The organism is uncultured Aquimarina sp., assembly GCF_947500065.1.
GTDB lineage: Bacteria > Bacteroidota > Bacteroidia > Flavobacteriales > Flavobacteriaceae > Aquimarina.
This window is the reverse complement of record NZ_CANMQT010000001.1, coordinates 117,392-131,268: the sequence shown is the minus strand read 5'-3', so window position 1 is coordinate 131,268 and position 13,877 is coordinate 117,392. Positions and strand designations below refer to the sequence as shown.

Sequence of the window (13,877 nt, the reverse complement as noted above, 5' to 3'; positions counted from 1 at the left end):
AAACATAAAGTAAATAGTTAGAATAAAAATAAGTAATACTATAAAAGTGACTAAGGTTTTAAGCAATATAAAAGGAGATAAGGTGATATGGGCAATTGTTGCTCTATTGGCATTATTTTCATTTCTACCTGTATATAGTGCTAGTAGTAACTTAGCTTACTTATATGGAGATGGAAATACTTTTGTGTTTTTGGTAAAACATTTTGCCCACTTGCTTTTAGGTTTTGGTATCATGTACTGGGTTCATAAAATCCCATATCATTATTTTAAAGGGCTTTCTATTATTATGTTACCTGTTGTTGTAGTCTTGTTGTTGTTTACTATGGCGCAGAATAACACAATTGGCGGGGCAAATGCTAGTAGATGGATTCGTTTGCCGTTTGTGGGGGTTACCTTTCAGACATCTACGTTGGCAGCTGTGGTACTAATGGCATATGTAGCTAGATATTTATCCAAAGTCAGAGATAAGAAAATAACCTTTAAAGAGTCGTTGATTCCACTTTGGTTACCTGTCTTTATAATTTTGATGTTGATATTACCGGCAAACTTTTCTACAGCAGCAATTATTTTCTCAATGGTAATTATGCTGGTGTTTTTAGGAGGGTATCCTCTACGGCATATTACAGTGGTACTTGGAACAGGATTGTTAGCGTTAACATTTTTTATTTTAACAGCAAAAGCATTTCCTGATGCTTTTCCGAATAGGGTTGATACCTGGGTAAGCAGAGCAGATAACTTTTTTAATGATAAAGATACTCCAGAGGATTATCAGATAGAACGAGCAAAAATAGCTATAGCTAGAGGTGGAGTAATGGGACAAGGACCTGGTAAAAGTGTACAAAGAAACTTTTTACCACAATCTTCTTCGGATTTTATTTATGCCATTATTATAGAAGAATGGGGGTTAGTAGGTGGTGTATTTTTAATGTTCATGTATTTGATGTTGTTGTTTAGGTTAGTTATTGTAGCTCATAAAAGCACTGATATATTCGGTAAACTATTAGTAATCGGTGTCGGGTTGCCTATCGTCTTTCAGGCATTGATTAATATGGCAGTTGCTGTAGAGTTATTTCCAGTTACGGGTCAGACACTTCCGTTAGTTAGTAGCGGTGGAACATCGATTTGGATGACATGCATGGCATTAGGTATGGTATTGAGTATAAGCAGCAGTAGAAATGCAACTATAGAAGAGGAACCTAATTCTGACAGTACAAACAAGGATGGTTTAAATGTAAAAGAAGAAAATCCATTAGAGGTTTTGAGTGAAGCAATATGAAGCAAGAACTAAGAATCATATTATCAGGAGGAGGAACAGGAGGACATATTTATCCTGCGATTTCTATTGCCAATGAGTTAAAGCGTAGGTATCCTGAAGCTGCTATATTGTTCGTGGGAGCCAAAGACCGCATGGAAATGCAGAAGGTCCCACAAGCTGGTTATAAAATAGAAGGTTTATGGATTAGCGGAATTCAGCGTAAATTAACACTGAGTAACCTATTATTTCCTATAAAGTTACTAAGTAGCCTTTGGAAATCAAGAAAGATTATTAAAAGTTTTAATCCAGATATAGTCATTGGTACAGGAGGTTTTGCTAGTGGTCCATTATTAAAAATGGCGAATTCAGCAAAAGTACCTACAGTACTTCAAGAGCAAAACTCATTTCCAGGTATTACTAATAAATGGCTGGCAAAAGGAGCAGATAAAATTTGTGTGGCTTATGATAATATGGAACGATTTTTTCCAAATGAAAAAATTATAAAGACAGGGAATCCTGTACGCCAAGATCTATTAGAAATAGACAGTAAAAGAAAAGATGCGATTTCAAAATATAATCTTGATCCAGAAAAGAAAACGGTTCTGATAATAGGTGGAAGTCTTGGAGCTAGAAGAATCAATCAATTAATTGAAAAAGAACTTGAGTTTTTTAATAAGAAAGAAATTCAGATACTTTGGCAATGTGGGAAACTGTATTATGATGAGTATAAAAAATATGATAGCAAGAAGGATGTGCAGGTTCATCAGTTTTTAGATACGATGGATTTTGCATATGCTGCAGCCGATGTTATTGTTTCAAGAGCAGGAGCGAGTTCTGTTTCCGAATTATGTATTGTAGCTAAACCTACATTGTTTATACCATCTCCTAATGTTGCAGAAGATCATCAAACTAAGAATGCTGATGCGATTGTAAGTCAGTATGGAGCTAAAATGCTAAAAGAAATTGAACTTGATGAAAAGTTTCAAAAAACAGTATCTCAATTATTAGAGTCAGAAGCGATGCAGATAAAATTAACCCATGCGATAAAAAAGCTAGCATTGCCAAATGCAACAAAAGATATAGTGAACGAAATTGAGTTGTTGATAAAAAAAGAAAAGGTTGAAGTTGAAGAATGAATAAAGATTTAAAAAACATAAAGAATATATATTTTATCGGTATCGGAGGTATTGGTATGAGTGCACTTGCACGATATTTTAAGTTTTTAGGTAAAAATGTAGCAGGATATGACAAGACTCCAACTCAGATTACTTCTGATTTAGAGGATTTAGGAATTCAGATTCATTTTAAGGATGATGTTAATGCAATTCCACAAGCCTTTTTAAGCCCTCAAGAAACGCTCGTTGTTTATACTCCTGCAATTCCTGTGACTCATACGGAATTAAACTATGTACAGAATAATGGGTTTTCCATCAAAAAAAGAGCTGAAGTTCTAGGGATCATAACTCACGGGACATACACGTTGGCTGTTGCTGGAACCCATGGAAAAACTACCACCACTGCAATTTTGGCACATTTATTAAAGGAAAGTGGAGCAAAAGTAACTGCTTTTTTAGGAGGAATAAGCGAAAATTATAATTCTAATCTTATCCTCGAAGGAAATGAAGTGGTCGTTGTAGAGGCTGATGAATTTGATAGATCATTTTTACAACTCTATCCGGACATAGCAGCGGTTACATCTATGGATGCGGATCATCTGGATATTTATAAAAAGGCAAATGCTTTAGAAGAATCGTTTATAGAATTTTCATCAAGAGCTAAAGATCATCTTTTGGTTTGCAGTGGATTACCTCTTTCGGGTAATAGCTACGGAATAGATGACGGTTCTGATTATTGTGCTCAAAATGTACGCATTGATAACGGCACATATATTTTTGATTTAAAAACACCGACTCAACTGATTAAGGATTTGCATTTAAACCTGCCAGGTAAACACAACTTGTTAAATGCTATCACAGCCTTTGCTATGGCATTGCTTTACGGCTCCCCGACCGCTGCTTTAGCAAAGGCTTTATTTTCTTTTAAAGGGGTTCAGAGACGTTTTAGTTATCAGATCAAATCTGACGATTTAATCTATGTAGACGATTACGCGCATCATCCTACTGAGATTAATGCATTGCATCAAGCAATAAGAGAAATGCATCCTGAAAAAGAGGTGTTGGCAATTTTTCAGCCTCATTTATTTAGTAGAACACAGGATTTTGCATCTGACTTTGCGGAAAGTCTGAGTCAATTTGATCAGTTGTTATTATTAGATATATATCCAGCAAGAGAACAGCCAATAGAGGGAGTAACTTCAGAATGGTTGTTGGAAATGGTGGATATGCAAAATAAAAAAATAGTTACTAAAGATAATTTAGTAGAAGAAATTTTGAAAAGTAATGCCCAGGTTATTACAACTATTGGGGCTGGAGATATAGGAGAAGAAGTTAGTACTATAAAAGATGCATTATTAGCAATATGAAGAAGATTTTGACGTATATAAAGTTTGTGGGTCTAATTGGATTGATCGTATTTCTTTTTGCATTTACGGGCAATCGAAATGAGAGAAGAAAGATCAAAGAAGTAGAGATAGAATTTGTTCAAGAACAGAATCCTTACGTGAATGAATTAACGGTTAATAAATTGTTAATACAAAATCAGGTAGGTGTGACGGACGTAGGTAAAGAAATTTTAGTTTTGAATATTGTAGAGAAGGGGCTGGATGCACACAAAATGATTGAAGATTCAGATGTGTATCTCACTGTAAATGGACAACTTAAGGCACGAATCAAGCAGCGTACCCCAATCGCTAGGGTGAATGCAGTTGTTCCTTTTTATGTTGATGTTACGGGTAATACGATGCCATTATCGGATAATTATTCGGCTCATGTTCCTCTGGTAAGCAATGTTTCGGAACGAGAAGTTCCTGAAATTTTTCCATTGTTAAGAAAAATTCAGCAAGATGAGTTTTTGAAAAAACATGTGGTAAGCGTTTATAGAAACCAGAGTGGTGATTATGAGTTAGGATTACGAGTATATGCTTTTAAAATAGTTTTTGGTAAAGTAGAACAGTTAAATAGTAAGGTCAGAAATTTTAAAGCTTTTTATCAAAAAGCTTTAAAAGATAACAGTCTAGATAAATATAAAAAGGTCAGTTTGCAGTTTAGTAACCAAGTTGTGTGCACAATAAAATAATACCAATATGGGAAGAGAAGAGAATGAAATAGCGGTAGGATTAGACATAGGAACAACAAAGATTGTTGCTATGGTAGGGAGATATAATGAGTACGGAAAGATGGAAGTTTTGGGTGTTGGTAAATCCAAAAGCCTTGGTGTGCATCGTGGTGTTGTAAATAATATTACTCAAACTATACAATCAATACAACAAGCAGTTCAAGAAGCAGAGAGTGTTTCTGGAATGAAAATAAGCGAAGTAACAGTAGGAATCGCAGGTCAACATATAAGAAGTTTACAACATAGTGATTATATAACACGTCCCAATGCGGATGCGGTTATTGATGAAGATGACATTGATTCTTTATGTAATCAAGTACATAAATTAGTTATGTTACCTGGAGAAGAAATATTACATGTGTTGCCGCAAGAATATAAAGTAGACGGTCAAGCCGAAATAAAAGAACCGGTTGGAATGTATGGAGGACGACTTGAAGCTAATTTCCACGTAGTAGTAGGTCAAGTAACTTCTATTCGTAATATAGGTCGATGCGTTAAAAGTTCAGGACTAGAATTGTCTGATGTAACTCTGGAACCTTTAGCTTCTGCTAATGCAGTATTGAGTCAAGAGGAAAAGGAAGCAGGCGTAGCATTAATCGATATAGGTGGTGGAACTACGGATCTAGCAATTTTTAAAGATGGGATTATCCGTCATACAGCAGTGATTCCTTTTGGAGGAAATGTAATCACTGAAGATATTAAAGAAGGTTGCTCCATTATTGAGAAACAGGCAGAGTTGCTTAAAATCAAATTTGGATCTGCATGGCCAGGAGAAAATAAAGACAATGAAATTGTTTCTATTCCAGGATTAAGAGGAAGAGAGCCAAAAGAAATCACGTTGAAAAATTTATCTAAGATTATTCATGCGCGTGTTGTGGAAATCGTAGAACAAGTTTTTTTAGAAATTAAAAACTATGGGCATGAGTCGCCTAAGAAAAAGTTGATTGCAGGAATTGTATTAACAGGTGGAGGTTCTCAATTAAAGCATCTAAAGCAGTTAGTAGAATATATTACAGGGATGGATACGCGTATCGGATATCCTAATGAGCATTTGGCAGGTAATAGTGATCCAGAAACTACAAGCCCTATGTATGCTACTGCTGTGGGGTTAGTAATGGATAGTCTCGTACATATTAGCAAGCAGAAAAAAGCAGCTATAAAGGAAGCATTGGTAGAAGATGAGATAAAAGAAGAAACAACTGCTATTGCAGGAGAAGGTATCGAAGAAGAAGAAAGACCAGTTGTGGATCATAGACCAAGAAAAAATATTCTGGAGAAATGGACGGAGAAGTTCAAGGAGTTTTTAGATAACGCAGAATAGGACCGAGCGTAAAGAAAATGTCTAGTAGACATTTTTAGTGAGGCGCCAGCGTTGAGGGGTTGGCAAAGTAAAGAAAATGTCTAGTAGACATTTTTAGTGAGGCGCCAGCGTTGAGAGATGGTAAAATATAGTTCAGTTTTGAACATAAGAAGATATTAAAAAAAACAAAAGTAAGAGAACAAGAAAATTAGCAATTATGAGTGACAACGAGGAGTTCGAAAACATTTCTTTTGATTTGCCCAAAAATCAATCAAATGTAATAAAAGTTATAGGAGTTGGAGGAGGTGGTAGTAATGCCATTAATCATATGTTCCAGCAAGGAATCAAGGGAGTTGATTTCGTTATTTGTAATACTGATGCGCAAGCATTAGAAAACAGCCCTATACCAAATAAGATACAGTTGGGATTGTGTCTTACAGAAGGATTAGGAGCTGGTGCTAACCCAGAAGTGGGTGAACAGTCTGCCGTAGAAAGTTACGAAGAAATTAAAAGAATGTTGGATACCAATACCAAGATGATATTTATCACTGCAGGTATGGGTGGAGGAACAGGAACTGGAGCAGCACCTATCATTGCTAAAATGGCAAGAGAATTAGACATTCTTACGGTAGGTATTGTTACAATACCATTTCAGTTCGAAGGAAAAATGCGTAATGAACAAGCGCAGTTAGGAGTAGAAAAACTTCGAGCTCATGTGGATTCTTTAGTAGTTATTAATAATAACAAGCTCCGAGAAGTATACGGTAATTTAGGTTTTAAAGCTGGTTTTTCTAAAGCAGATGAAGTACTTGCTACTGCATCCAGAGGAATAGCCGAAGTAATAACGCATCACTATACACAGAATATTGATTTACGTGATGCAAAAACTGTACTTAGCAATAGTGGTACGGCAATAATGGGGTCTGCTAATGCCTCTGGTGCCAAACGTGCTCATGATGCTATTGTAAAAGCATTAGACTCACCGTTGCTTAACGATAATAAAATTACAGGTGCTAAAAATGTGCTATTATTAATTGTTTCTGGAAAAGAAGAAATTACAATTGATGAGATTGGTGAAATCAATGATCATATTCAGCAAGAAGCTGGCCATGGTGCCAATATCATTATGGGAGTTGGAGAAGACGAGGCATTAGAAGATGCAATTTCTGTAACCGTTATAGCTACTGGATTCGATGTAGAACAACAAGATGAAATTGTAAATACTGAAACAAAGAGAATAATTCATACGTTAGAAGAGGAGCAACGAGCAACAACTCAAGATTTAACTCCTAAGTCAACGTCAAAAAACACTCCTGTGATAACTCCTATACCTCAGAAAGAAGAGGTAAAAGAAGAACCCGTTATCATCAAACATGAGTTAATAGAAGAGGAGGAAGAAGATATTAAAGAATCTTTGTTATTACCAACTACCGAGTTTTTGAAGAATTTGGAAGTAGTAGATTATGAAGAAGTAAACCCTTTCTCTACCGACAGCGATTTTGTTATTATTAACGCTCAGGAAATTATTAACCAAATTGAGGTTAATGATGCTAATGAAATAGCACAGGAAGAAAGTAAAAAGGAAGAAGAAGATCAGTTTACCTTAGCATTTGATATGCCTGTAAGCGGAAATGAAGAACAAAGTATCCAGACAGAGGATACTATTCCTGCCGCTGCTGTTAAACAAGAAGAAGAGGAAAAGCCAATAGTTTTTGATCTTACAGATGATATTTTAGAAGTAGAAGTTAATGAGGCTATAGAAGTTGTTCCTGTTAGTGAAAGCTCACCTGGAGGTGTTCGTAAATATAGCCTTGAGGACTATATGGAGGAAGAAAAAAGGTTAACAGAAGCTAAACCCGAAGCAGAGGTAATGGAAGAAGATAAAGAGGTAGTTTTCGAAAAGAAAACAGTCGCTCCTGCTCCAGAACCAACGCCTGAAGAGAATGCTGATCCCGTAGATCAACCAATTTCTGAAACATTAAAAGCCAGAGCTGCAGAACGTAGAGCTAAAATGAAGGAGTTTAATTATAAGTTTAGAAATAATGCGTCTAATATCGATGATATCGAAAAAGAGCCGGCTTATAAGCGTGCTGGACTAGATGTAGATTCTAAACCAGGATCTTCAGATTTATCTAGAACATCTTTAGGGACAGATAGTAATGATGATATCCAATTACGAAAGAATAATTCTTTTCTACATGATAATGTAGACTAGGAATTACTAAAATAGTTTTTCAGATAAACCGATAATCTAAAATGGATTATCGGTTTATTTTTTATCTTCGCAATCCAAAAGATTAAAACCAATTATCTATGAGTTTACAGGCAAAAGTAATGACTGCTATGAAAGAAGCAATGAAAGCTAAGGATACCAATGCCTTAACATCATTGCGTGCCATTAAATCTGCTATTTTATTAGCTCAGACAGAAAGTGGAGCAAAGGAAGAGTTGACTGAAGATCAGGAGTTAAAATTGTTGCAGAAACAAGTAAAGCAACGTAAAGACAGTGCTGCTATTTTCTCTGAACAAGGTAGAGAAGATTTAGCACAACCAGAACTGGATCAGGCCAAGGTAATAGAATCATTTTTACCAGAACAAATGAGTGAAGCAGAGATAGAAGCAGTAGTTGTTGATATCATTGCAAAAACTGGCGCTGCTGGTATGAAAGATATGGGTAAAGTAATGGGAATGGCGTCTGGACAATTAGCAGGTAAGGCTGATGGAAAAACGATTTCTACAATAGTAAAAAGTAAATTATCATAATATAAAATATGGCCGTGTGGCGCAACTGAATAGCGCATCAGATTTCGGCTCTGAGGGTTGGGGGTTTGAATCCCTTCACGGTCACTAATAGTGCAATAAGCACAATGCTAAAGGCGAGTAAAGTACGTAAACAGTTACGTATTTTACTCGCCCTTAGTCATTTAAGGTTAATCGTAAAAAATAATTTACATGATAGTGACGCAGAATTTTGGATTACACGCCCCTCAATACGCCCCTATGATTTCTAAAGGGAAGTTGACACATAAAATAATCATTAAGAAAGACCAGGTTAAGAAAAATGGAACCTGCGCTATTTATCTTCAGATGTTCCTTAATGGCAATAGAAAAAGAATCTCGTTACAGCTCTATGTACCAGTAGCTCATTTCGATGGTAAAAAACAGCGTGTAAGCAAAAAGAATCCTTATTACGTGGATTATAATTTGATAATTGAAAGAAAGCTTGCAGCTATAAACGAAATAGAGATAAATTACCGATTCAGGAATGAGGTTTTGACTATTGAAAAATTAACTGAAGAATTAAATAATCCCAATATCAGACTAGATTTTCTCGTTTATGCCGGTAAGATACTTGAAGAACAAAAAGGAAGCTTAGAATATTCTACTTATAAGCAGCAAAAGGGAGTCCTAGCCAAATTAAAAAAGTTTAGATCATCTATCTACTTCTATGACATTAACGAGCAATTTGAAAAGGACTTGCGGTTTTGGATGAAGAAAAAGGAGAAAAATAAACCAGCTACCGTGGAAAGTACGATGAAAACGTTTAAGAAATATCTTCATCATGCTAATAAGCAAGGTATAGTGACAGAATTGAAGTTTAGTGATATTAAGGTCAGCAAAATGACTGGAGATCGTACTTTTCTCACCCCAGAGGAATTGGTTTTATTAGTAAAATATCATGATAGTGAATTTATTAAGGAGGCTCATAAAAACATATTATCAAGATATCTATTTTCCTGCTTCACTGGTTTAAGAATAAGTGATATTGAACGGTTAACAGAAGATAATTTCAACGGTGATCAATTGACATTTACTGCTAATAAAACAAGTAAGTTTCAAAGAATAAGGCTAAATAATACCGCTCATAAATTCTATAATTTACCTAACATTTTCAAAGGTGAATACACCCGAGAGCATATCAACAGGGAATTAAAGAAAATAGCAATACAGTTAGGGATAAAGAAAAGATTATATTTTCATTCATCTAGACATACTTTTGCTACCATATATCTTATGAAAGGCGGTAGAGTAGAAGTGCTACAAAAAATACTTGGTCATTCAGAAATTAAGGAGACAATGATTTATGTGCATATTGTAAAAAGTGTAGAAAATGAACAGATTATGTTAATGGACGGAATTTTTGATAATTAATTTTATAGTTGTTTTTTTCGTATTTTTTGTATTTCTGTATTTTATTCTGTGTGTAGACATCTATTCCTTTGAAAATCAAAATAATATAATAATACAAAAGGATAATACAGTTTTATTTTTCTCCAAATACAGTTTTGTAATTCTGTATTTTAAAACTGTATATGTTCCCACAAACACATCACGTAGAAAACGTGGTACTACTTGAAAAGAGATAGATTTAATACTATTTGTATATTTTATTTCGGGAAAACTGCAGTAAATTAGAAGTTTCTGTTCTTTACTATAGGAAATATAAAGTTAAGACTGTAACTATATATTCCTGTTTGCTATAATTTCCGATATAAATATCTCTATTAACTTCATAAGTTAGCAAATCTATTTTTGTCGTACATTTAAAAAGTAAAAAATTGACATTAGTCAGAATTAGAGAAAAGATGAAAGTAAAAGAAAGATTTGAAGAACAGGTGTTTTTTACTACTACAAGGATCACTATCCCACAAACTAATGGAAAAGGAACCTCTATTGGAACAGGTTTTTTAATGCGTGTACCTTTAAATGATGGAACAAATAGTACAATTACTCTTTTAATTTCTAATAAACATGTTTTCCAAAATCCAAATGGTACAATAAGCTTTAATTTCAATAAAAAAAAACCTGATTTAAACCCTGACTTAGGAAACCTTCATACTTTTACAGGAAAGGATTTTACTGGAATATATACAGAACATCCCAATCCTGAAATTGACTTAGCTTGTATTAATGCTTCTGTGATTACACATGAAGAAAATAATGTTTATTTCACATATCTGCAACCAAAAATGATTTCTGACTTTACTGAGGATAATTTTATCCCTGGATTAGATGTCTGGTTCGTTGGTTATCCTGCAAATCGATTTGATGTAAGCAATAATCTTCCTCTTTTAAGAAAAGGCTATGTATCAAGTATACCAAAAGTCAATTTCAATGCAAAAGATCAATTTGTAATCGATGCTCAAGTCTATCAAGGTTCTAGTGGCAGTCCTGTATTCTCTGGCATAAATGGTAAGTTTAAATTAATAGGAGTGGTAACTCAAACTATGATCCGTCATGGGATTCTCCAAACTATCCCTACATTGCAAAATGGATTAGGTGTCGAACAAACTTTAGGATTAGGGATAGTTTTAAAAGCTACACTTCTAAATGAGCTTATTGATGCGGCAGTTGCTAAAGTAATAGCAGGTTTACCAAATTCTGCAGAACCTTTAACAGAAGAGGAAGAGTAAGCACTATGGATAACATTATAAATGAAATCAGAACATTTTAGTGCTAGATCAAAAGGTCATTTCCTTTTTGAAGTGGCGCTAGATTTTTATAAATTAAACAAGAAATAAAAATGCGCAGATAAATCGATTGATTCAGGCTTACTTGCCTTGCTCTGATTTATATATTTAGCATTGTGGGTAATTAGAAAAAAATGGCATTCTCAGAAAAAATTAAATACGAAATAAGAAAAAAAGCGCTACATAGATGTTGTATTTGCCATAATATTGGGGTAGAAATTCATCATATAATACCTCAGGCCGAAAATGGACCAGACACTTTTAAAAATGGAGCTCCTTTATGTCCAAGTTGTCACGAAACCTATGGTGCAAATCCTACAAAAAGAAAATTTATTCGAGAAGCTAGAGATATTTGGTATGAGATATGTGAAAACAGATATACTCATTCTGAAAAAAGGTTGGACAATATCGAAGATTCCTTATCTGAGCTGAAAGCATTACTCATAGAAAACTTTGAATTTAAAGCCAAGATAGAAAATAAGAAGTTTTTGACTTTTGGAGAAATTCTTAATTTTTATTTCAAACAATCAGTTGCCAATGAAAAAGACTTCAAATTTTGTTATGGACTGATTTTCTTTACTTTTGGAGAGGAAAACAATAATGAAGATAACTACTTCAATCAATTTAGAGATTCATTTATAGAAATATTTGGAATATTATTATCCGAGAAAATAATTGCTTACTCTATGAAGTCTAGTGAAATAGATTGGAGTAAAGGATTTACGGAAAGTGAGATTCAATCGTTATTTAATATTTGTTACACAAATATGCTTCTGGTTTTTATGCAATTTGATTACGAATCTGATGAAAAAAAATTAGGAGTTCAAATAAGTGATGATAATAACGATTTGATTTACTCTATAATAAAATAACTACCCACAATAACAAATAGAAGGATTAGTGTTTAAACCAAAGATTCTTGTCTATTTGCAAGAAAATAGGTTAAGAGGATTATATATTTTTATTGTGGAATTAATACAGAAGTACAAGAACACAATCATCCACAGGTACTAGTTTTCTATTATTTATTATAATTTACTATCTTTCATTAGGGAAAACAACATAAGTCTATAATGGAGAAATTAGATCAGTTAACCGGTTTTCAATTGGAATGGTTAGAAGCTGTTAAATATGATGAACTGTTACAAGCAACAGAGAATCATCGAAAAAATCCTACTTCTGATAATTTAGAGCATTGGGATTCTAAGGAATTGGAATACTTAAGAGTGATCAATCAAATTGAAAACAATCAACCTTTCTAGTTTACTTTAGTTAATACACTGATAGGAAAACTACCTATCATTTCTGCACCAAGTCGATTTATCCATTTACAATGAACGTAATTATCCTGGATTGACATAACCTTCATTTCAATTAATGAATCGTGTAGTTTTACTTTATCTTCTTCTATTAAATTCATTCTAAAATTCTAGTTCTTCGTAAACAACTTCATTAGAGATCTCTTCTACATTGCCCATGTAACTTTTACCTCTTAACCGATCAACAGTGTATGCTGTTAATTCTTCTTCTGGATATGGCTTTATAAGATCTTCTAACACTTGCTTATCTAGCTCCTCACTATTTGGTAATAACCACTTGTCCGCTAATTCATCCGGTAAGATAACTGGCATTCTGGGACCCTTTAACTTTGGGTTGTTATGAATTTTAGATAATAGAGCATTACCTTCTGTGGTTACAATAGAAAAAGTATTAAACATTTCACCTGTTTCTTTATCAACCCATTCGCTCCAGAGTCCTGCAAAAATAATAGGCTCATTATCCTTTCTATGGATCAAAAAAGGATATGGCTTTCCTTTGTAGTGATGATGTTCGTAAAAGCCATCAACATAAATCAAACATCTTTTTTTATTTGCAGAATCCCGAAAAGAAGCTTTTTCAAAGATTGTTTCCCCTCTTGCATTTAAGGTGTTTTTACTTATGCTTTTTCGTTGTGTGTTATCTTTTACCCAAAATGGTACCAAACCCCATTGAGATACAACTGGAGTTTCTGGATCTTCATTTGTATAGATCAATAATTTAGGATGACTATGCCCTTGACGATGAAAAATAGGTAAATCAGTATGAGGAATTAATTTTTCTTCAATTTCCCTAATCTTAGATTCATCACCATAGTGCTTAGCACGTTTTAATTGTGATCTTAAGCTGGATTTTACGTCATAACACATACAAGTAAATTTTATCTGCTTCTCAAAGATACAAACTCTTTTAACATAGTTTTATGGAAATATTCCTAATTTTGTGGAAATATTCCAAATTATGCTCAATAGTTATCCTGCACCTCAAGTTAATGATGCTTTTATTAATCAGAAAATTAACCGTGCTTATAGTGGAATCTCCTATTTAAAAGTATCGGATACTGGTAAATTTTATGCCTTATTACAAAAAAAGAATACTGAAATAAATTACACATATTGCGCTGGACTTGATCACTTCAAAAGTAAACGCAGCCTCAAAGCTCTAACTACCATTTTTACTGGATTAATTGCGAAATACCAATGCTTTGAGTGTGATAATGTTCTATATTACGTTAACACAAATACTGGCGAGTGGATGTGGACGGAAATAGAATAACTTACCAATATATTTTTGGATACGT

14 protein-coding genes and 1 tRNA gene are annotated in these 13,877 nt (G+C 33.9%); 13 read left to right on the top strand and 2 right to left on the bottom strand.

Features of this window, described 5'->3' with window-relative positions; genetic code table 11:
• Positions 1-46: 46 nt before the first annotated feature.
• From Q0975_RS00730 to Q0975_RS00675, 12 genes are all read left to right on the top strand, one after another.
• Positions 47-1,276, top strand: a complete 1,230-nt coding sequence (locus tag Q0975_RS00730) for an FtsW/RodA/SpoVE family cell cycle protein (protein WP_299431648.1) — start codon at positions 47-49, stop codon at positions 1,274-1,276.
• Positions 1,273-2,391, top strand: coding sequence for an undecaprenyldiphospho-muramoylpentapeptide beta-N-acetylglucosaminyltransferase (gene murG, locus Q0975_RS00725; RefSeq protein WP_299431645.1), 1,119 nt, complete (start codon positions 1,273-1,275; stop codon positions 2,389-2,391). Before Q0975_RS00730 ends, murG begins: the two co-directional genes overlap by 4 nt.
• A complete protein-coding gene (murC, locus tag Q0975_RS00720; protein ID WP_299431643.1) occupies positions 2,388-3,737 on the top strand; it encodes a UDP-N-acetylmuramate--L-alanine ligase in 1,350 nt (449 codons plus the stop codon). Before murG ends, murC begins: the two co-directional genes overlap by 4 nt.
• Entirely contained in the window at positions 3,734-4,450 is a 717-nt protein-coding gene (locus tag Q0975_RS00715; protein WP_299431640.1) for a hypothetical protein, read from the top strand. The genes murC and Q0975_RS00715 overlap by 4 nt, the downstream gene beginning before the upstream one ends.
• A gap of 7 nt (positions 4,451-4,457) precedes the next feature.
• On the top strand, positions 4,458-5,810 hold the full coding sequence (ftsA, locus tag Q0975_RS00710; protein ID WP_299431637.1) for a cell division protein FtsA: 1,353 nt from the start codon (positions 4,458-4,460) through the stop codon (positions 5,808-5,810).
• 196 nt (positions 5,811-6,006) lie between these two features.
• A complete protein-coding gene (ftsZ, locus tag Q0975_RS00705) occupies positions 6,007-8,004 on the top strand; it encodes a cell division protein FtsZ (protein WP_299431634.1) in 1,998 nt (665 codons plus the stop codon).
• Positions 8,005-8,102: 98 nt separating this feature from the next.
• Positions 8,103-8,552 (top strand): GatB/YqeY domain-containing protein, encoded by a 450-nt coding sequence (locus Q0975_RS00700; protein ID WP_299431631.1) that lies wholly within the window; start codon positions 8,103-8,105, stop codon positions 8,550-8,552.
• A gap of 10 nt (positions 8,553-8,562) precedes the next feature.
• A tRNA-Arg gene (locus Q0975_RS00695) sits at positions 8,563-8,636 on the top strand.
• Between the two features lie 105 nt (positions 8,637-8,741).
• On the top strand, positions 8,742-9,941 hold the full coding sequence (locus Q0975_RS00690; protein ID WP_299431628.1) for a site-specific integrase: 1,200 nt from the start codon (positions 8,742-8,744) through the stop codon (positions 9,939-9,941).
• Between the two features lie 407 nt (positions 9,942-10,348).
• On the top strand, positions 10,349-11,203 hold the full coding sequence (locus tag Q0975_RS00685; protein WP_299431625.1) for a serine protease: 855 nt from the start codon (positions 10,349-10,351) through the stop codon (positions 11,201-11,203).
• A 191-nt stretch (positions 11,204-11,394) separates the two neighbouring features.
• Positions 11,395-12,132, top strand: coding sequence for an HNH endonuclease signature motif containing protein (locus tag Q0975_RS00680; protein ID WP_299431622.1), 738 nt, complete (start codon positions 11,395-11,397; stop codon positions 12,130-12,132).
• Between the two features lie 201 nt (positions 12,133-12,333).
• Positions 12,334-12,522 carry a hypothetical protein gene (locus Q0975_RS00675; protein ID WP_299431619.1) on the top strand — a complete coding sequence of 63 codons (189 nt, stop codon included), beginning with the start codon at positions 12,334-12,336 and terminating at the stop codon, positions 12,520-12,522.
• Here Q0975_RS00675 and Q0975_RS00670 read toward each other — a convergent pair.
• Positions 12,519-12,680, bottom strand: a complete 162-nt coding sequence (locus Q0975_RS00670; RefSeq protein ID WP_299431616.1) for a hypothetical protein — start codon at positions 12,678-12,680, stop codon at positions 12,519-12,521. The two genes, Q0975_RS00675 and Q0975_RS00670, sit on opposite strands and share 4 nt — an antisense overlap.
• A 1-nt stretch (position 12,681) precedes the next feature.
• Positions 12,682-13,446, bottom strand: coding sequence for an SOS response-associated peptidase (locus Q0975_RS00665; protein ID WP_299431613.1), 765 nt, complete (start codon positions 13,444-13,446; stop codon positions 12,682-12,684).
• Between the two features lie 91 nt (positions 13,447-13,537).
• Here Q0975_RS00665 and Q0975_RS00660 point away from each other — a divergent pair, with 91 nt between their 5' ends.
• Entirely contained in the window at positions 13,538-13,852 is a 315-nt protein-coding gene (locus Q0975_RS00660) for a hypothetical protein (RefSeq protein ID WP_299431611.1), read from the top strand.
• Positions 13,853-13,877 lie beyond the last annotated feature (25 nt).

What these genes read in the sequence shown, in the direction of transcription:
- murG (WP_299431645.1), top strand. Translation starts at nt 1,273, where the DNA reads ATGAAGCAAGAACTAAGAATCATATTATCAGGAGGAGGAACAGGAGGA.
- murC (WP_299431643.1), top strand. Translation starts at nt 2,388, where the DNA reads ATGAATAAAGATTTAAAAAACATAAAGAATATATATTTTATCGGTATC.
- Q0975_RS00715 (WP_299431640.1), top strand. Translation starts at nt 3,734, where the DNA reads ATGAAGAAGATTTTGACGTATATAAAGTTTGTGGGTCTAATTGGATTG.
- ftsA (WP_299431637.1), top strand. Translation starts at nt 4,458, where the DNA reads ATGGGAAGAGAAGAGAATGAAATAGCGGTAGGATTAGACATAGGAACA.
- ftsZ (WP_299431634.1), top strand. Translation starts at nt 6,007, where the DNA reads ATGAGTGACAACGAGGAGTTCGAAAACATTTCTTTTGATTTGCCCAAA.
- Q0975_RS00700 (WP_299431631.1), top strand. Translation starts at nt 8,103, where the DNA reads ATGAGTTTACAGGCAAAAGTAATGACTGCTATGAAAGAAGCAATGAAA.
- Q0975_RS00690 (WP_299431628.1), top strand. Translation starts at nt 8,742, where the DNA reads ATGATAGTGACGCAGAATTTTGGATTACACGCCCCTCAATACGCCCCT.
- Q0975_RS00680 (WP_299431622.1), top strand. Translation starts at nt 11,395, where the DNA reads ATGGCATTCTCAGAAAAAATTAAATACGAAATAAGAAAAAAAGCGCTA.
- Q0975_RS00675 (WP_299431619.1), top strand. Translation starts at nt 12,334, where the DNA reads ATGGAGAAATTAGATCAGTTAACCGGTTTTCAATTGGAATGGTTAGAA.
- Q0975_RS00670 (WP_299431616.1), bottom strand. Translation starts at nt 12,680, where the DNA reads ATGAATTTAATAGAAGAAGATAAAGTAAAACTACACGATTCATTAATT.
- Q0975_RS00665 (WP_299431613.1), bottom strand. Translation starts at nt 13,446, where the DNA reads ATGTGTTATGACGTAAAATCCAGCTTAAGATCACAATTAAAACGTGCT.
- Q0975_RS00660 (WP_299431611.1), top strand. Translation starts at nt 13,538, where the DNA reads ATGCTCAATAGTTATCCTGCACCTCAAGTTAATGATGCTTTTATTAAT.